This window comes from Enterococcus sp. DIV1067f (assembly GCF_050543505.1).
Classification (GTDB): domain Bacteria; phylum Bacillota; class Bacilli; order Lactobacillales; family Enterococcaceae; genus Enterococcus_D; species Enterococcus_D entomosocium.
Window position 1 is genome coordinate 1418665 of sequence record NZ_CP172940.1, and the last position, 19174, is coordinate 1437838.

Below are 19174 nucleotides of genomic sequence, written 5' to 3' on the forward strand. Positions count from 1 at the left end.
TTTTATTGTGGTAGATATTACCATTTTCGGTGAATATTACCAGTTTTCAATCCTTCTCAAATCGTATAATCCTATATAAGAAAGCGTTTACTAAAGAGCTTTAGAAGGAGGTTTTTAAATGAGTACAGCAACCATTAAAAGAAAGAAGAGCTGTTTTTCCACTGGAAATAAGCTATTGTACTGGGTGTTGCCCTTTTTGCTAGTTGTTCTAGTTTTTGGGTATTTGCCGATGTTGGGCTGGTATTTAGCTTTTATTGATTATTCACCCGGTGCTTCTTTGGCAGATATGCCATTTGTAGGATTCAAATGGTTTCGAATGTTGATCTCTTCCAGAGAACAAGTGAATATCATCATACGCGTGATGAAAAACACACTAGGTATGAGCTTTTTAGGGTTAGCAACTAGTGTGTTACCAATGTTTTTTGCCATTTTATTATACGAAATCAGAAGCAGTAAACTAAGACGGCTCATTCAAACCATGACGACTGCGCCACATTTTGTCAGTTGGGTTTTGGTTTATTCTTTAGTTTTTGCCTTTTTATCAGTTGATAATGGGGTCATCAATAATCTATTGGTTGACTGGGGATTTATTGATACACCAATCAATTTTTTGCTAGATAACAGTCATATGTGGCTGAAAATGACGGCTTTAGGGGTATGGAAGGGCATCGGTTGGAGCGCCATTATGTACTTAGCGGCGATCAATGGGATCGATCAAGAATTGTATGAAGCTGCCAGTATAGATGGCGCGAATCGTTTGAAAAAAGTTCTTCATATCACGATTCCGGGTTTGTTGCCAACCTTTTTCGTTTTACTCATGATGAGTGTTGCCAACATGATCAATACTGGAATGGAACAGTATTTCGTTTTCTCTAATGCGATGACGAAAAGTTCTCTAGAAGTACTAGATCTATATACGTACAACATCGGGATCGGTCAAGGGAACTTCTCATTAGCAACGGTTGTCAGTATTTTGAAAACGGTCGTCAGTTTGATTTTATTCTATTCAGTTAACCGTTTGTCAAAAACCGTTCGCGGTGAATCGATCTTCTAGGGGGAGTACAGTATGGCAGCTATTAGTAATAAAAATAAAGCCTATTCAGTAAAAGATACGTTGTCGATAGGTGAACGAGTATTTAATTTCTTCAATATCTTATTCTTTTTTCTTTTCATGTTTTTGTGTGCTTACCCATTTTACTATATTTTTATCAATACGATCAGTGACAATCAGTTGAGTGCAATGGGGGAAGTCTTGTTTATACCTAAAGACATTCATTTTCAAAATTATAAACAAATTTTGGAGATCCCAAATATCACAAATGCATTTATCATCAGCGTCGCTCGGACCGTTATTGGGACGACGTTGACTGTCTTATGTTCAGGATTTCTTGGCTTTATGATGACCCAACAAAAAATGACGGGGCGCAAATTTGTTTACCGTTTTATTATTTCAACGATGTATGTCAGCGCGGGGACGATTCCCGTCTATATGTTATTCAATTACTTAGGTTTATTGGATAACTTTCTCGTTTACGTCATTCCGGGTATGGTTTCAGCTTACAACATTGTTTTAGTTAAAACGTATATCGAGTCTAGTATTCCAAGTTCTTTGCAGGAATCGGCAGAGATGGACGGTGCTGGGATCATCACGATGTTTTTCAAAATCGCTTTGCCACTAATGGTGCCGATTTTAGCCACTTTGGCCATCTTCAGCGCAGTTGGACAATGGAATAGTTTTATGGATACAGTGATTTATGTAACGCGTGAGGATTTACATACCTTGCAGTATGTGCTTTACCGTTATTTGACACAGTCCACAGCGTTAGCGAATGAAATCAATTCGGGAAATATCTCTATTGATCAAGTTGCTGCTACGGCGCAGACAGCTCAGTCTGTCAAATTAACGGTAACAATGATGGTCGTTTTACCAATATTTGCCATTTACCCGTTCTTTCAACGTTTCTTTGTTAAAGGAATAACGATTGGAGCGGTCAAAGGATAAAAAAATTAGGAGGAAAGAGAATGGATTTAAAAAAGACTGGGAAAGCATTAATGCTAGGTGGATTGTTAGTGGGGACAGCAGCGTGCGGTAGCAACAACGAAAGCAGTGATGAGCCTCAAGGTGCTCAGGATGTATCGATTTATTCAATGTCAAGTACCTATGAGGGAGAGATCAGAGGGTACGTAGGGAAATATCTTCAAGATGAATTGGGCGTCAATGTAAATGTGATTCCTAACAGTGTCGGAGGGACAAGTCGATTAGAGACGCGTTTGACTACTGGGGAATTGGGGGATTTGATCGTTTTTACAACTCAAAAGGATTTGAATCGAGCAAAAACGGCTGGTATTATCGAGGATTTGACTGAGTATAAGGAGAAACTGCCGAATGTTACCCGTTTTGAGGACGCCGTAGCTCGAGCTGAGACTATTTTTGAGGGATTGTACGGCATACCAACCACCGTTTCCCAAGAAGCAGAAGTAACCAAAACAAATCCGACCTGGTTGCCGTCAATGCGTTATGATTATTATAAAGAATTAGGCAGTCCAGAAATTGAAACGTATTGGGATTACGGGGTTTTGGCAGAGCAAATGGTCGAGGCACATCCTGAAACTGAAAATGGAGATAAATTTTATGCTCTTTCCTTGTTCAGCGAATGGGATGGAAATAGTGTCAACCAATTGCGTAGTATAGCAAAATCTCAAGGTTATACTGATACTGATGGTGTAAATCGCTATGAGTTCATCAACGTGTCTGTCCTTGATGATAGTTATGAAGATATTTTGAGTGAAGATAGTCTGTATCTGCAAGCGTTGAAATGGGCGAATGATCTGCATAAAAAAGGATTGCTAGATCCCGATTCTGCTTCACAGACATGGGAGGACTATTTAAAGAAGGCGGAAAAAGGACAATCGGCGATCATGCCATGGGGCTACACTGGCGAACTGAATTTTAATCCCGTCAATCCCGAATTAACCAGTCAAGGCAAAGGGTACAAGCTAGTACCAAACAATGACCTTCTAGTAGCGGATCAAAAAACGACGACCTACGGGAACAACTGGTTCTGGGCGGTTAGTAAGAATGCAAAGAACAAAGACAAAGCATTAGAACTTTTGGACTTCCTATATTCTGATGAAGGACATTTGTTCTGGGAAAACGGTCCTCAAGGAATCATGTGGGATATCAATGATGATGGCAAACCCTATCTCACAGAATTAGGCAGCGGCAGCTGGGAAGCACAGGCACCAGAAGAAGCAGGTGGCGGTGCTTTATCAGAGACGTTCAAAAAATTAGTCAATGGACCAAGTGTGGATCAACAATCCGTAAGCCCAATTTTGAACGAACCAGCAAATCGTTCCGTTTGGGAAACGACGCTTTTAGAAAGTGCGACAGAGTTAGATAAACAGTGGACAGAAGATCACGATGGTGCGCTAAATTCAAAAGAATACTTGCTTGAAAATGGCTTGCTAGCATCTTACGATATCGCAGATGTTCCATTAGTTGAGCGAGGGGATGAACTAGACTTGACCTACAATCAAGTAGGTGCAGTCATTAAAGAATACTCATGGCAAATGATCTATGCCCGAGATGATGAAACATTTGATAGCTTAAAGAATGAAATGATTGAGAAAGCGAAAAATCTAGGATACGACCGTTGTGTAGAATCTGAGCAAACGATCGCTCAAGCATGGTTCGCAGCACGTTAAATCATTTTGAGGATCACTCTTAGAAAGGTCTATTTGTTTGGGTGATCCTCCTCATTATGGAGGTGATGAAGAGGTGAAAGAGAATTGGGCTGCTTGGCTCTATGAAACGACGCTTTTATTTAGTCGTTTGGTAGCGATGAATCTCTGTTGGTTATTTTTTGTCCTATTAGGTGGAGGGGTTTTTGGCGCTTTACCAGCAACGATCTCACTTGTAGCAGTTTTTCGTAAGGCTCTCGTTTCAGAAAATGAGTTTTCATGGCTAAAAGAAGCGTGGTATTGCTACCTAAAGAATATCAAAAAATTCTTCTGGCTTTCGCTCCTATTGTCTCTGATTTGTACAGGTTTACTGTTCAGTAGGGTTTTATTTATACAAAATTCTTTGCTGTTAGAAAGAGCGGCGTACCTTAGTTTGCTCTATTTACTCGTTCTGGTCGTACCTTATTTTTCATTGAATGAAGTACATTTTTCGTTATCCACAAAAGCGCTACTTAAAAATGCTTTTTTATTACCTTTATTCTGGCAGTTTTCTTCAATCAAAATCATCGTTAGTTACAGTGCTGTCTTGGTATTAAGTTTACTCATACCAGGGATCATTCCGATTCTGAGTTTTTCACTCCCTTTATATCTTACAACGACGATTTTGCTCAACCGTTGGAAAAAACAGCTTTCGAAGGAGGCGTAACGGATGTATCGCTGTTTGATTGTCGATGATGAAAAAATCAGTCGTGATGGCATCGCTCAATCGATTGATTGGCAAAATCTAGGGATTGAAATCGTCGGATTAGCCAAAAATGGCGCAGAAGGATTAGCAATGTTTAGAGAAACCACTCCTGAAATCGTTCTTTCAGATATTCAGATGCCCATCATGGACGGACTTGCATTGGCAAAGAAAATCAAAACACAGGCTCCAGAAACAAAAATCATTATATTATCCGCTTTTGGCGAATTTTCTTACGCACAAGAGGCGATTCAACATGGCGTTCAAAACTATTTGTTAAAGCCAATTGATGAGAAGGAATTAGAAGAAGCTTTGATCAAGCTTTTGCAAGAAATACAAATAGAAAACAAGCGTAAGCATCAAAGGCACACAATTGATCTTCTCTTCAAACGGGAGATCATACCCTTGATTAAAAATACCGGAATCGTTACTGTTTTGGATGCCGAAGGATTTATACCTACAGGAGGTGAAGGGATCGAAGGTGAATGGGAAGGCAATAGAATCTCTATTTTAAGACTTACTCATTTTACGTATGAGCGAATCATTTTATCTGGACAAAAGGGGTTTTATAGTAGTTATCGTAGTGACGGTAATATAGTAAAAAGCTATCAAGAAGCCCGGATGGTGATGACAATTGCCTCGTTTTGGTCACGAACGAATCTAACGTATTGGCGTGTTGAACAACAAAGAAAAAAATGGCGACAATTTCGTTTTGAGCGAAACAACGAAGTCAATAAATCCTCAAGAAAGCTAGTTGAGGCATTGCATCAGTCTTGCCAAAGTGAAATTCAAGAGACATTGACCAGTTTTTTTCGGTTATTAAAACAGTTTGTCGGATTAGATGCTGAGGAGATGAAAACGACCTGTATGAATCTCCTTCGTAAAGTTAACGAGTATAGTAACTTTCTTGCTGAAGAAGAGCAACGTCCCTTTCAAGAAGAAATCATGGCCTTAACAACCTTTGACCAAATTGAAGAAAAAATGTATCAACTATTCGCGGAATTACTGATCAATTATCAAAACCTTGACCAGCAGGCGCATTTGTCGATCATTGAAAAAATCGATCGCATTATTGAGCAACAAATGGCAGGGGATCTGACCAATCAGACGATTGCTGAACAAGTTTTTTTGAGTCCAAATTATATGGCAGCAACGTTCAAAGCGTTGACTGGTCGTTTGTTAAGTGAATATATCACGGAAAAACGTTTGGAAAAAGCAAAGGAACTACTTTTGACAACCAATTTGCCGATCGTAAAAATCGCCAAACAAGTGGGTTTTTCTTCTCAATCGTATTTCACCAAAAATTTCAAACGATTTTTCGGCGTCACACCGAAAAGATTTAAACAATTGCACTGGTCGAAACAAGGAGTCGAAGATGAAAAAGAAAGTAACTACTTATGATATTTTATCGTGGAATGAACAATCAGAGGAAAACAAATGTACCTGGCTATTTTCAAATTCTAAAAGAGTAATGCACTGGGTCGAACATGGCTTTATCCAGTACCAACCGTGTGCAGCCAATGCGCTAGGTTGGTGGGGCCTTCGCTTAGAAGTGGGGGCGCAAAAAAACAAGCGGATGAAGATTCGTTTGGCATGCAGTGTAAATCGCAATCCACAAGAAGAGGCGATCCGTTTTTTTGAAACTGAAGTAGTGCTGCTTTCGGGGCAAACCCAATATGTGCCTTTCAGCCAGTTTGGGTTTGATCAAGGAATGCTGATTTATTTAAAAGCTATTGTCGGCATTGAGTGTTGGGGGGTAAAAAAAGAGGCGATCAAACAACTAGAGATTATTGCGGCACCCTGCGTATATATGGATGCTACAATCAAAGGAAAAGCATTGCAGAAAAAACAAGTCGATTATGAGATAACTTTGACAAATACCACCTCAAAACCACAATTTGTTCAGATCGCGCAGCAGAAAATGGGCTGGGAGATTTTGACGACACTGTTTCATGAGAGCGGCTCGGATCAACCAATCAAAGGGCTAGAACTGAAGCCTTTTGAAGAAAAAGTGGTTCTCCTCAGTGTATTTGATGATCTCCGTTTTGGTCCATTGGCTTCAGAAAAGCATAAAATCCAACTCATTGATCGTAGAGGTTTTACGCAAACCTTAACCTTTATAACGGGTCGTTACGAAGAAACGTTCACGACCACCCTTTCAAGCGCTGATATCCATGAGATCCAAGAGAAAATAGGCAGCACACCATGGGCGCAGGCAAAGTACCAACAGCTCTATCAAAGGGCTAAGCTTTGGCAGGTGCCTAAAATCGATCCTGAATTGCCCTATCTTTTTATGAGTAGGCAATCAGACGAAGCAGGAAATGCTGCGTTGATTTATTTGCTGAGTGAGGAAGAAGTATTTGGAAAAAATGCGGCTGAATTCTTGAAAAAATTGGTTGACGATGAAAAAGGATACCTTGTTTTACCACATGCAGGAAATCAAGAATTAGTCCATGAAGGTGAGTTTTTTAAACACGCAGCGCTAACTTATGATCGATTGAAGCATAGCGGTTTGCTTACAAAAGATGACAAACAAAAGATTGAGGAAGCCTTTCGACTATTTATGTCCATTATTCGGGATGAATGTCATCGGGGGAAAATATCGAATTGGAATTTAGCTGAATTAGCTGGGGTCATTGCTTGTGCAGCTGCTTTACAGGATCTGGAGAAGATTGATTACTTTTTACACTGTCCTGGTGGGGTGATCGAGCATATCAGTAAAGGAATCCTAAATGATGGCTGGTGGTATGAAGCGTCCATTGGTTACAACTTGCTAGCAATGGGTCTTTTTTTAGAAATCAGTCAGATTGTGAACAAATGGGGTTACCAGTTGCATTTGCAAAGAGTCCCAGCAAATTATGCCCCATACTATGATCTTCATCAGAAAGGTTTAGATGAAAGTGATCGCATTGACGGGCTTTCCACAGAAGTCTGGGGTCCTACTGACAAAAATTATCGTTCCATTGAAATGCTGACCGATAGCATGATCGATTATTATGATGAAACTGGCGTGATATTTGGCATGAATGATTCCTGTGAATCGCGAGCAGTTGGTGTCCATCTAATGGACCCAAGATACGATTTAGCTTACCGCTTGTATCAAAAACCCGCGTATCTCTCTTTGCTTAGGACGATTCGACCCGAGGACCGTGATCTTTGTTTTGGTGTCGCTCAGTTGTCAGATACTCCTCATGAGAAAAAGGTTCCCTATCGTGAGGCTGTCATCGCTGAGGTTGCTGGCATTGCTTTGTTGCATTCGAATGCTCCGAAGCGTTCTGCCGAACAACAATATCAAGTAACTTTGAAGAGCGGAATTTTAGGGGGAGCTCATGGACACTATGATCGATTAGCGTTAAACTCGATGCGACGTTTTGGGAAAAGTTTCTATAACCCGGAAAATGTTTGGTATGCCTATCATACGTTTATGTATAAGTTTTATGTTCAAAATTCGCTCACCCATAATATGACAGTTGTTGATCTCAAGCAGCAAGATCCGGCACCAACGAAAACGTTGGCATGTGTAAGCGAGACAGAGTACCAATACATTGTTCAGGAAATTCGTACGAAATGGTGTCAACCGCCTTATGGTGGTTGGAGAGTCGGCAACGCTGAGACATTTCGCGAAAGATGCTGGCAAGAAGGTCGAAGCGTGTTTATTCCTGATGAGACACCTGAATATAGCCAAAGATCCGCTTTTACTGAAGAGATCCTCCAACGACGAGCAGTTGTAGTGACCGATGACTATGTCATTGTACTTGATTATCTGGAAGGAGAAGATACCCATGCTTTTGATTGTCTATACCATGCAAGTGGATTAAAGGGAATTTTTGCTAAAGAGCTAGAAGCAGATTATTTACTTAGTAATGACCCTCAAGATGCTCGGTACTTTTTAGTTGGCAAAGATATCGCGTACCAAAAGACAACAGAAAAACTTTCAGATGATCCGTTATCAAGCGCTCAGTTTATGACAGATGTGCATTGGTTTCGTGCACAAGAACCATTAAGGTTTTCTTTTTCGGTCGATATGCATAAATACAATGATAAGGGCTGGCTCACACCGTTGCGAACCAGTCAAAATCAACCGGGATTACTAAACTTGGCTATTCACATGATCCACCCGCAAAATGCGCCCGTTTTTGTGGGGATGGAGCCAGCATATAGTCAAACACAACAGCAACTGGTTTATCAGATTCGAACGGAAAAGAGTGTTCTTCATGAAAACAAGATGGGTACTTGGATTTTTGGAAAAGAAGAAATTCAAGTAGCTATTCCTGCAAAGAGCCAAACGATCGTTTTAGAAACTAAGACAACTTATGTTGCGAATGAATACGGAAGTGGAAAAGACGTGCCTTTGCCTGCAGTGTTTTGGGGTGAAGGAGTCATCAAGACCCACGCAGGGGAGAGAATTCCTATTAATCAACTGCCACGAGTGACAGAAGGTATCAAACAATCCCCATATGAGAACCGAGATTACTTTGGCGGTCCTATCGAATTTGGAACCCAAGTGATCCAATCCGCTTTGCCAGCCACGCCAATTGCAGAAGCGATTTCTGGAACGATAACGATCGATCTCAGCGGCGTTGATGCAGCATCATTAGAGATTGTGATAGGTGGCGATTATCCGTTAGGAGATGAATCCGATCATCGGCGAGTAGTTGGTATTCGCAAAGAGGGACGAACAGCCCAGTTTGCAACGATTCTCGAGCAGTACGATCAAGAAAGCAAAGTTGAGTCGGCAACGATTTCAGAAAACACCTTGACTGTAAGGCTAAAAGATGGACGTAAAGATGAATTGAATGTAGCCGATTGGCATTTAGAACAAGCACAATTGCGTTTTAGATCTGGAAAAGCATAAATAGCTTTTTTGTGAAAAGAGACAAGACATAGCTGATAACGTTGGTCGATTATTTTGACTATTTTTTTAAAAAAAGGAGGCAGAAAATGGGGATCGCAAAAGTTTGGTTTTTGTTGCTTGGTAGTCTGTTTCTTAGTATTTTAAGTGTTCAAGTAGGATTTGCTAGCGAAAGAGAGGAAATCATCATTGTTGATGATGCGTTTGTCTCAAACTTTAATGGTCAACATGGAGAAGTGATGAAAGAACGAAACAGAGAAAAATTAATTGTAGGAAAATTAAGAGAAGCTTATATGAAATTAGCTATCAGTGATTTGACAGACATAGAAACGATCAAACAGATCCAATTGGAAATGGTGACTACTCATGGCGGCAACCAGTTGTTTTTCCAAGAGGCTTCCAATGAATTGACTAGTGGAGGACAAGCCGGGAGTCAGTGGGATTCTGATACGATCACTTACGACAACAAGCCTAGCGTATTGAAGGATACGAAAACGTATGAAGTCACGCTGCCAAATGGAGAGGCAGTAGTTACGTTAGATATCACTGATTTGATCAAAGAAGCCAAAGCTGCGAATCGTCAAGAAGTGACCATCCACTTTTATACAGAAAAAAGTCTTGATGAATCGATTGCTGCATCCGAACTTTTTTCAATTCGTTCGACAAGAGCGCCCTATGTCAAGATTATACGGACAACTGATGAAGTACCCCAAACCATAGAGGGACATAAGATTGGTAATTATTTCACCAACGCTTCATTACCAGTGAAGTACATGAAAATCAAAACTGATTCGGGGAGTTACTTTGCCGTTAGGGAAAATGGGGCAATTTACACAGTAGGGAATGAACAAGAAGCAGAGACGTTTGCTTTGTATGTGGCAGAACCGATCCACAAAATAACTGGTTCTTTAAAACCGACAGCTCAAATTCAATCAACCACCACTGGTAAATTTCTGACCTTTCAAAACTATTTTTCAGAATCAGATGAACAAAAAAACTATTATCAAAAGAAAGACGAACGCTTTTTATTCAACTTTACCGCCGCATCCGTCAATGATAATGAACGGTTATCCATTCATTATTATCCTGAGTCAAACCTTTATACGATCGCTTCAGATCTAGATACTTTACGAGACGAACCCTCCGTTACTCATTGGTTTTTACATTGGCAGGAAGGAAGCTTAACTGCTAGTCGACAACAAAATCGACCAGCGTACTTTGTTTTTGAAGAAACTGAGTTCTCAGGAGCGCTGATTGTTGACCATGAAATACGTGCAAATCAAGTGTTTGTTCGATGGTTGCCGATCACAAGTGATGATCTGCCAGATGATTATCAATTAAATGTTTCAGCTAAAGTTCAGAAAACAAGCGACTATTTTCAAGCTGTTTTCCCAGTAGCGGATTTGCCTGAAAGCATCGAAGTTACTTATCAGCAGGCAACGTATACGGTAAAAGGAGTAAGTGAAGCTAGATCCTTTACCCATCCAGGTATCCAACTGACCACTGAACATCTCGATCAGATGAAACAACGAATCGCTGAGAAAAAAGAACCCTGGTATAGTGATTATTTAAAACTTAAACAAGGGGTCTCCAATGATCAAAGTGCATTGACATTTATAGATACGCCTTTAGAAGGAGTGGGACGCGGTGCTCCAGAAGGTCATGGCAATATCGGCAAATTTGAAAGCGCCAGCAATGCTGCGTACTTTTTAGCCCTACAATGGGTCATCACAGAAGAGGATGACTATGCACAAAAAGCTACAGAAATCATTAATGGCTGGTCGCAAACCTTAAAGGTGATTGATGGCCGTGATCGCATTTTGGGCGCTGCGATCAGTAGTTCGAAATTAATAGAAGCAGCAGAGATACTTGCGCATTATCAAGGTGGTTATTCTGGATATACTGCCGAAGATATCAGCCAAACCCAAGAAATGCTAATTAATACTGTGTATCCAGTAATTGAAGATCTAGGGGTTCCGATGTTAGCAAACGGCAACTGGGATACGGCGGCTATGAATGCGATGATGGCGATTGGTCTTTTTACAGATAGTCAACCGATCGTTGAGCGGGCGATCAATCTGTATCAGTCGATTCATATCAATGGATCGATTGCTGTCTATGTTAGTGATACGGGGCAATCGGTTGAAAGTGGACGTGACCAAGCACATGCTCAGTTAGGGATCAGCTATTTGGCATCTGTGGCTGAAGCCGCTGCGAATCAAGGGATCGATCTTTATTCATTACATGATTATCGCTTAGTGAAAGCCTTTGAATGGGCTGCCAAGTACAATTTATTTGAAGAGGTACCATTCACCCCCCTCATGAACGTTTTCCAAAACCCGAATCGAGGGTATTGGACCCGGCTAGATAGTGAACGCATCAATCGCGGAGAGTTGCGTCCAATATATGAACAAGTGGCAGCACGCTTTCACGATAGTCCCGTTGATACGACCTGGACAAGCAAAGCTGCTGCAGCAATGCGCGCCCAAGGGTACATCCATAATGATCATTTGAATTTTTCAACGTTGACTTTTTACAATGGCCCGATTTATGAGACTGCGCCAAGCTTAACTTTGCGAATAAGAACACGCTTAGAACCTTGGTATGAAAGAACCTTAACCAAAGTAGGCGACGAGTATGTTTATGAGACACGAAATTCTTATTTATCCACTAACGATGAAAGTCTTCTACAAATCAGTAAAAAATATGTTGAAGCTGATCTTTTCCAACTAATACCTCTGGATGGAGGGAAGGTTGCACTGTGGAACCAATCGGCAAACTGTTACTTGTCAATTACAGATGAAAAAAATGCTGCGGGTGATCAGTTGATCAAAGCAAATCAAACAGAAATTACTGAAAACGAGACGTTTTCTGTCATGGGAACGGGACGAGGATTTGTTTTTCTGACCGCTCCGTTTTATGAGGATCGAATCATAAAAATCGATCTTTCAGCAGTTGCAAAAGAGCAAGACCCTGAATTGACACTCGTCTTAGGACAAAAACAAACAACTGATGCAAATGCACTTGCAGAAGAAGAAAAATTGCTTTTTTATTACGATTTCTAAATAAAAGAACAAAAAACATTTGTATCCACCTTGAACAAGTTCCGTTAAAACGGACCAAAGGTGGACAAATGTTTTTTTATTGATGATTTTCTTTCAAAATCTGATAGATAAGCTTCTTTAGTGCCTCATTGCCTAATTGCTGTGGTAACGGGGCGGAAAGATTCATTTGACTAGAATTTAGGTTGGTTTGCGCATTTTCTGCTCGATAGTCAGAAGGGGTTAAGCCATTTTTCTGTTTAAAGGTCCTCATAAAATGCTTTGCATCGGAAAAGAAAGCTTGATCAGCTACTTCATTGACCGATAAATTGGTTGTTGCTAAAAGTGTTTTTGCATAATCAATTTTGATGTTTACCATATACTCTTTGATACCAATTCCCTGTTCCTTTTTGAACAGCCTGCTAAGATAATTGGGATTCAAGCCAAAATGGTTAGCAATATCAGATAAGTGGAGTTCACTTGTAAGGTTGACCCGAATCCACTCGGCAATCAATGCAGTTTTTTTGACATGATTTTTCGCGGTATGTGCCAATTGATTTAGGTAATCATCACAAAGAGCGATCAGTAATAAGGTTAAAGAAAAATCATTCCCCCGTTGTGTGTATTGTTGTCTTTTTCCGTTTGTAAGCAATTGATTAAGCAAAACAACGATTCGTTCGGGATACTTTAACTGGAAACGTTGTGGGAGAAAGATAAAATTATTTAGCTCTGTTGGCATCGTTAGTGTTGCTAGATCCTGTAGGCCTTTTTGTAACATAGGCTCTTTTAAAGAAATCGTTTGGTAAGAAGCAATGAAATGTAGCCAGTAAAAATGAACTTCATGTTCAATTGTAGCAGCAGCTTTGATTTTCGCATATGGCGGTATCAAAAAGCATTCGTTTTCTTTGATCAATACCTCTTTTTCGTTGATGGTCAAGGAAACATCGTTTTTTATTGGCAAGATAAGTTCAAAATTTTCGGAATGATGGGTTTCTTTGTGGCGCCATGTTTGATTATTATTGTTCGAAAACAACCCACTCCATAAATTGAAAATTGGTAGATTTAAATGAATCTGATAGATCATTCGATACTCCTTCATAGCAAAGACATTAGAAAGGTAACTTTCTGACACCAATTATATCGTTTTTTCAGTTATTCAACAATTAGATCCGCATTATAATTGAATTGTATTCATTTTTGAGAAATGATTGGGTGGAAAAAAATGATTATTGGACAGGAGGAAATGAAAAATGGAAGACCAAAGGAACACGTTTATTATCACTGATTACGGGGTGTCAACAAATTCAGAAAAAAATCAAACAAAGGCGATTCAATCATGCATCGATGCTTGTCGAAAGGCTGGAGGAGGAGAAGTAATCATACCAGAGGGGGACTATTTGATTGGCTCTTTACGTCTTTATTCAAATATCACCTTACGTTTAAAATCTGGGGCAATCTTAAGGGGAAGCCAAAACTTAGCGGACTATTGTGATTTTCAAGTACCAAGTACGATCAACTACTTGCACGATGAATACTACAAAAAAATTTGGCATTTACCTGAGTATTATTTTTATGCCATGATCACGGCTTTTAAAGAAGAAAATGTGAAGATCATCGGGGAACCTGGATCGTTGATCGATGGTCAAGATACTTTCGACGAAAATGGAGAAGAAGGCTTTCGTGGACCGATGGGGATCATCCTTTCCCAAATCACGGGGGTTCAATTAGCTGGTTATTGTTTTAAAAATAGTGCTAACTGGAGTCATACGATCGATGGCTGTCAAAATGTCCAAATAAACAATGTAACCATCGAAGCGGGGCATGACGGATTCAATTTACATCATTCCACCAACATTTATGTCAGTGATTGTCATTTAGCTTGTGGAGATGACTGCTTTGCTGGGTATGACATTGAGCAGCTGATGGTAGAAGATTGTTTTTTAAATACAGCTTGCAACGCAATGAGGATCGGTGGCGATACGATTACCTTTAAAAACTGTAGGTTTCAAGGTCCAGGGCGTTATCCTCACCTTTCAGAAAATACGTATTATACCCATGCCATTTTTAAATACTATGCGATTGAGGCAGATACGATTCAAAAAGATGCCCAAAACATTCGCTTAATTGATAGTAAAATCGCTGACGCAGATAAGTTTCTTGTTTACGAGTATGGCGAAAAGAAACTAATGCAAAATAATCGACCTTTGCGCCAGTTATTGATAGAGAATTGCTCGATTTCTGGGATTCGCAAGACATCAAACTTTTTTGGGAACGGTGAACAGGTCCGATTACAATTTAAGAATCTCAAGATTGATTATACAGGGGAAGCTTGTTTTCTTCGGGTGGACGAAAGTGTTCAACTGGAACTTCAACAAGTGGAATTTTTGAATCCGACGAAGATTGAAATTGGGAAAAACCAGGTGATTGAATTGCAAGGACTTATTACGCAGAGCTTTTTTTAAAGGAATCGATTAGTAGGCAGTATACAAATGAAAGGAGGCCGTTATATGCAAAAGTTACGCACGGTCGTGTTTGGCGATATGACGATCGACTACTATCAATCCGCCGAATCTGTGGAATGGCTCCTTAGCCCAACTTCTTTGCATCATGAAGTACAGCTACCTAAAAAGACCAAATTTGATTCCTTGATTCAAGCAAAACTGATAGGTGATGATTACCCAAAAGGGTTCAGCACAGGGAGTACGATGCGGAATAGTGCAACAGTCAAAAGCCTTCGATTAGTGAAACAAATCGATAAACAGGAATCGAATAAAAAAGAAATTGCTACCATCTTAGCTGATGATAGAGGAAATCACTATACCCATTATGTAAGCTGGCAGATAGGGTTTCCAGTAATAGAAACTTATGTGACCTTTGAAAATCGGACGAAGATTCCCCAGATGCTTGAAATGTTGGCAAGCTTCTCATTGAGTAATCTTAGTCCATTTTATGACGAGAATCCAATAGGCAATTTGAGCTTGATCCGCTATCAAAGCAAGTGGAGTTTTGAAGGGCGTAAAACCATACAATTGCTTGAAGACTTACAGCTTGAGCCCTCATGGAAGCCTTCTGGTGTAGGATTAGAAAAATTTGGGCAAGTGGGTTCGATGCCAGTTAGAGGGTGGTTTCCGCAAGCGGCAATCTATGACAAACAAAAGGATATTACATGGGCAGTTAGTCTTGCGCAACCAGGATCATGGCAGTTTGATGCGTATCGTCTTGATGAGGATTTTTGTTTGTCGGGTGGATTAGCAGACCGAGATTATGGCCATTGGCTAAAAGCTGTTATGCCGGGTGAAGTTTTTGTCACTCCAAAAGCATACCTAACCGTCACTTGCGGGAATGAAGCAAGTGCCGCCCAAAGATTAACAAAGATATTGACGTTACCTTTGGCACAAAAACAGCATCCTACGGAAGAGGATTTGGCAATCCAATTCAACGAATTTTGTACATCTTGGGGACGACCAACAGAAGCTATGACTTTGAAAAATTTGGCTGCCTTAAAAGGGAAAGCGATTCAATATTATGTCATTGATGCTGGCTGGTATGCCAATCAACATGGATGGGAACGTAGTCATGGTGATTGGCAAGTAAGTTCGTCACAGTTTCCCAATGGATTAGAGACGGTGATCGCTGCTATCAAGCAGCATGATCTGATTCCGGGCATTTGGTTTGAAATTGAAACAGTCGGAGATCAGTCAGTTGCCAGTACGTTTTTTGAACATCTATTGAATAAAGATGGACAGCCTCTAACCGTCGGCAATCGACGCTTTTGGAATATGCGAGATCCTTGGGTCATTGACTATTTACAAGAGAGAGTAATCAATTTTTTAACGTACTATGATATCGGATATTTGAAAATCGATTATAATGAAAATTTTGGGATCGGTTTTGATGGGAAGGAATCTTTTGGCGAAGAAAGTCGCTTACAGCTGTTGGCAACACAGGCATTTATTAAGCGTATTCAGCAGCAATTGCCTGATTTAATCATCGAAAACTGTTCGTCAGGCGGTCATCGCTTAGAGTATTCAATGATCCAACTGACGGATCTGTCGAGCTTTTCTGATGCTCATGAGGCAATCAGTGTCCCAATCATAGCAGCAAATTTGCATGACCATCTTTTACCGAGACAAAGCCTGATTTGGGCGGTCATTAGAAAGCGAGATTCACCCCAACGGTTGTTTTATTCTTTGATCAGTACCTTTTTAGGAAGAATATGTCTATCCGGCGATATCAATGAGCTTTCCAAAGAGCAGTGGAAAGTGATTGATGATTGTTTCGTCTTTTACGATCACTGTCGTCCTTTGATCAAGGATGGAACGACAACTGTCGTCCGAAGTCAGATTCTTTCCTATCGAAAACCAACTGGTTATCAAATCGTTCAACGGGAACTTGGTGATCAAGCCTTGCTCATCATTCATAACTTTGACCAAACAATGGTTGAACTACCTATGGATTTTCGTACGATTCTTCATACCTGTGGATTTGAATGCCAGGGAATCCAGCTTCAAAAGAAGAAAAATAAGTGGTACCTTTCTTTTCCTTCTCCCTTAATGGGGTGTGCGATGCTCATTAAGCTTCGTTAGCATTTTCTTTCTATCAAAATTCAATCATTAAATAGCCTTTTAAACTAAGTAGAATAGAGGAAGTGACCGCTCAAAGTTAGACGAAAAATGCTAACTTTAAGCGGTCACTTTCAAATTCTGAAACGAACCAGTTTGGGGGATACATGGTTTCTTCTAATCTAAATGGGGAAGATTCAACACGAACAATGAGTTTCAATCTAACAAAACTTGTTGTGCAAGCGGTAATGGAGCATTTGTCAAACATTTGGCAACTAATTTGGCGACGGCTGTAGCACCTTGGTTATTCAAATGCGTGTTATCCGTAATGCCGGCTGGATAATTGGGGTGCTGGTTTTTTTCTAAATGAAGAAAATAGGTTTTCGCCTGTTGTGGTTCCAGTGCTGAAAAGAACCGTTGTGTTGCGGCAAAAAGATCCAGACAGACCACATCCAAGGAGGTAGCCAAAGCACGCATTGCTTCTGGGTAAGGACCGACTGCCAAAGGATCAAGTTGCTGTTGGTCCACGTAATGCAAACGAGTGATCGAGGTCAATAGGATCGGTGTCGCTTGCTGCTGGCGTGCCGTTTGCACGAAGGTTGCTAAATTATGCTGATATTCTACAGGTGTCGTACCACGACTATCTGTTTTTTGATCGTTGTGTCCAAATTGAATCAAGAGATAATCACCAGCATATAGTTCTTTTTTTGCCTGCAACAAGCGTCCTTCTTCAATGAAGCTTTTGGAGGAACGCCCATTTTTTGCCAAGTTGACGATTTGATGCTGGGGGAGATAGCGTGAGATCTTTTCACCCCAGCCCGTTTCTGGACGAGCGCTAGGCTCTTTGATCGATGCGGTGGAATCACCGACGATGACGATTTTTTCCATTGTCTTTCTCCTAAAATTTGAAGTAGTTGTTGGCGTTTTGATAACAGACATTTTCTACTAATGGTTTTAGCTGACGAAGATCAGCAGGTGCTTCACCACGTACAACGATCTCAGCAAGCCATTCACAAAAGACGCGTCGGAAATATTCATGACGGGTGTAAGACAAAAAGCTTCTTGAATCCGTCAGCATGCCGACAAAGTTAAAGATCACACTGCCATCTGCGAATTTCGTCAATTGGTGACGCATGCCTGCGCGGGTGTCGTTATACCACCAGCCAGATCCTAACTGCAATTTATTATTGCCTTCTTGCTGGAAGCACCCCATCAAAGCGACGAGTGCATCATAGTCATTGGGATTTAAGGAGTAGAGAATCGTTTGAGGCAAATGGTCCTGCGCATCAGCAGCGTTCAATAATTTCTGCAAGTTTTGAGTCAGTGGTTGATCATTGATGCCATCGTAGCCCGTATCTGGTCCCAAGTGCTCAAACATTCGTTGATTGCAGTTACGGTACGCATGGACATGCAATTGCATCGTCCAACCATGTTCGTGATACAGCTTCATCAGTTCAACTAGAACATTGGTTTTGAAGAACGAGACTTCGTTTTCCTCCAAAGATTCTCCAGCTAATGCTTTGGCAAAAATTGCTTCAAGAGATAACTGTTCGTCCGCAGCATACACTAAAGTATCCAGCGCATGGTCAGACAAGCGGCAGTGATGCTGGTGAAAGTAGGTTACACGGTCCCGCAAGGCTGTCAAGAAAGCATCGTAGGTAGTGATCGCGTTTTCGACACTCTTTTCGAGTTTGGTAACATAGGTAAGAAAATTCGGATGGTCGATTTGTAACGCTTTGTCAGGTCGAAAGGTCGGCAAGACCCGAAAACGTTGCTCTGTTTGGCTTAATTGGTGATGATAGTGAAGATCATCGACTGGATCATCTGTGGTGCAAACGATCTCGACGTTACTGCGAGCAATCAAAGCTCTTCGGGTAAAGTCTTTTTGCTGCAATTTTTCGTTGCATAGCCTCCACAAAGTTTCGGCATTTTCTTCAGTAACGGGAAGATCGATCGCAAAAAATCGCTTTAACTCTAAATGGGTCCAACTGTAAAGGGGGTTTCCCACCAATTTTGGCACTGTTTGACACCATGCCAAAAATTTTTCATAATCACTGGCATTGCCCGTAATCGCTTCTTCGGGTACGCCACAAGCGCGCATCAATCTCCACTTGTAATGATCGCCACTTAGCCATGCCTCGGTGATAGTTTTAAAGGGCCGATCCTCATAGATTTCTTTCGGGTCTAGGTGGCAGTGGTAATCAATAATCGGCAGCTCTTTGGCATAGTCATGGTAAAGGGTTTGAGCAATTTCATTTGGCAGTAAATAGTTTTCATTTAAAAACATGTTTAACCT

The 19174-nt window shown here is 40.7% G+C and carries 12 protein-coding genes; 9 read left to right on the forward strand and 3 right to left on the reverse strand.

All coding sequences use genetic code 11. The features are described from left to right. Positions 1 to 118 precede the first annotated feature (118 nt). The 7 genes from IGJ42_RS06640 to IGJ42_RS06670 all read left to right on the forward strand — a co-directional run bounded on the left by IGJ42_RS06640 (position 119) and on the right by IGJ42_RS06670 (position 12340). Positions 119 to 1054, forward strand: a complete 936-nt coding sequence (locus IGJ42_RS06640) for an ABC transporter permease (RefSeq protein ID WP_086332278.1) — start codon at positions 119 to 121, stop codon at positions 1052 to 1054. A 12-nt stretch (positions 1055 to 1066) separates the two neighbouring features. After that, entirely contained in the window at positions 1067 to 2002 is a 936-nt protein-coding gene (locus IGJ42_RS06645) for a carbohydrate ABC transporter permease (RefSeq protein WP_086332279.1), read from the forward strand. A 20-nt stretch (positions 2003 to 2022) separates the two neighbouring features. Beyond that, positions 2023 to 3705: an extracellular solute-binding protein gene (locus tag IGJ42_RS06650; protein WP_086332280.1), complete on the forward strand. Its 1683-nt coding sequence runs from the start codon at positions 2023 to 2025 to the stop codon at positions 3703 to 3705. A gap of 73 nt (positions 3706 to 3778) precedes the next feature. Next, complete coding sequence (locus IGJ42_RS06655) at positions 3779 to 4387, forward strand: DUF624 domain-containing protein (RefSeq protein ID WP_139843211.1); 609 nt, start codon at positions 3779 to 3781, stop codon at positions 4385 to 4387. Between the two features lie 3 nt (positions 4388 to 4390). Beyond that, positions 4391 to 5824, forward strand: a complete 1434-nt coding sequence (locus IGJ42_RS06660; protein WP_086332282.1) for a response regulator transcription factor — start codon at positions 4391 to 4393, stop codon at positions 5822 to 5824. Beyond that, positions 5799 to 9278 (forward strand): hypothetical protein, encoded by a 3480-nt coding sequence (locus tag IGJ42_RS06665; protein WP_086332283.1) that lies wholly within the window; start codon positions 5799 to 5801, stop codon positions 9276 to 9278. Before IGJ42_RS06660 ends, IGJ42_RS06665 begins: the two co-directional genes overlap by 26 nt. Positions 9279 to 9364: 86 nt before the next feature. Continuing rightward, complete coding sequence (locus tag IGJ42_RS06670; protein WP_086332284.1) at positions 9365 to 12340, forward strand: alginate lyase family protein; 2976 nt, start codon at positions 9365 to 9367, stop codon at positions 12338 to 12340. Between the two features lie 76 nt (positions 12341 to 12416). Here IGJ42_RS06670 and IGJ42_RS06675 read toward each other — a convergent pair whose 3' ends face one another. Continuing rightward, positions 12417 to 13400: an AraC family transcriptional regulator gene (locus IGJ42_RS06675; protein WP_042890401.1), complete on the reverse strand. Its 984-nt coding sequence runs from the start codon at positions 13398 to 13400 to the stop codon at positions 12417 to 12419. Between the two features lie 166 nt (positions 13401 to 13566). Here IGJ42_RS06675 and IGJ42_RS06680 point away from each other — a divergent pair, with 166 nt between their 5' ends. After that, positions 13567 to 14778, forward strand: a complete 1212-nt coding sequence (locus IGJ42_RS06680) for a glycoside hydrolase family 28 protein (protein ID WP_086332285.1) — start codon at positions 13567 to 13569, stop codon at positions 14776 to 14778. A gap of 45 nt (positions 14779 to 14823) precedes the next feature. Continuing rightward, entirely contained in the window at positions 14824 to 16902 is a 2079-nt protein-coding gene (locus IGJ42_RS06685; protein WP_052533183.1) for a glycoside hydrolase family 36 protein, read from the forward strand. A 192-nt stretch (positions 16903 to 17094) separates the two neighbouring features. Here the strand turns inward: IGJ42_RS06685 and IGJ42_RS06690 are convergent, their stop codons facing one another. Next, positions 17095 to 17766: a rhamnogalacturonan acetylesterase gene (locus IGJ42_RS06690; protein WP_016621185.1), complete on the reverse strand. Its 672-nt coding sequence runs from the start codon at positions 17764 to 17766 to the stop codon at positions 17095 to 17097. A 10-nt stretch (positions 17767 to 17776) separates the two neighbouring features. Next, entirely contained in the window at positions 17777 to 19165 is a 1389-nt protein-coding gene (uxaC, locus tag IGJ42_RS06695; protein WP_086332286.1) for a glucuronate isomerase, read from the reverse strand. Between the last annotated feature and the right edge of the window lie 9 nt (positions 19166 to 19174).

Excerpts from the sequence above, each read along its gene's own strand:
- IGJ42_RS06660 (WP_086332282.1), top strand. The coding sequence starts at position 4,391 with ATGTATCGCTGTTTGATTGTCGATGATGAAAAAATCAGTCGTGATGGC.
- IGJ42_RS06670 (WP_086332284.1), top strand. The coding sequence starts at position 9,365 with ATGGGGATCGCAAAAGTTTGGTTTTTGTTGCTTGGTAGTCTGTTTCTT.
- IGJ42_RS06685 (WP_052533183.1), top strand. The coding sequence starts at position 14,824 with ATGCAAAAGTTACGCACGGTCGTGTTTGGCGATATGACGATCGACTAC.
- uxaC (WP_086332286.1), bottom strand. The coding sequence starts at position 19,165 with ATGTTTTTAAATGAAAACTATTTACTGCCAAATGAAATTGCTCAAACC.
- IGJ42_RS06690 (WP_016621185.1), bottom strand. The coding sequence starts at position 17,766 with ATGGAAAAAATCGTCATCGTCGGTGATTCCACCGCATCGATCAAAGAG.
- IGJ42_RS06650 (WP_086332280.1), top strand. The coding sequence starts at position 2,023 with ATGGATTTAAAAAAGACTGGGAAAGCATTAATGCTAGGTGGATTGTTA.
- IGJ42_RS06680 (WP_086332285.1), top strand. The coding sequence starts at position 13,567 with ATGGAAGACCAAAGGAACACGTTTATTATCACTGATTACGGGGTGTCA.
- IGJ42_RS06645 (WP_086332279.1), top strand. The coding sequence starts at position 1,067 with ATGGCAGCTATTAGTAATAAAAATAAAGCCTATTCAGTAAAAGATACG.
- IGJ42_RS06640 (WP_086332278.1), top strand. The coding sequence starts at position 119 with ATGAGTACAGCAACCATTAAAAGAAAGAAGAGCTGTTTTTCCACTGGA.
- IGJ42_RS06675 (WP_042890401.1), bottom strand. The coding sequence starts at position 13,400 with ATGATCTATCAGATTCATTTAAATCTACCAATTTTCAATTTATGGAGT.
- IGJ42_RS06665 (WP_086332283.1), top strand. The coding sequence starts at position 5,799 with ATGAAAAAGAAAGTAACTACTTATGATATTTTATCGTGGAATGAACAA.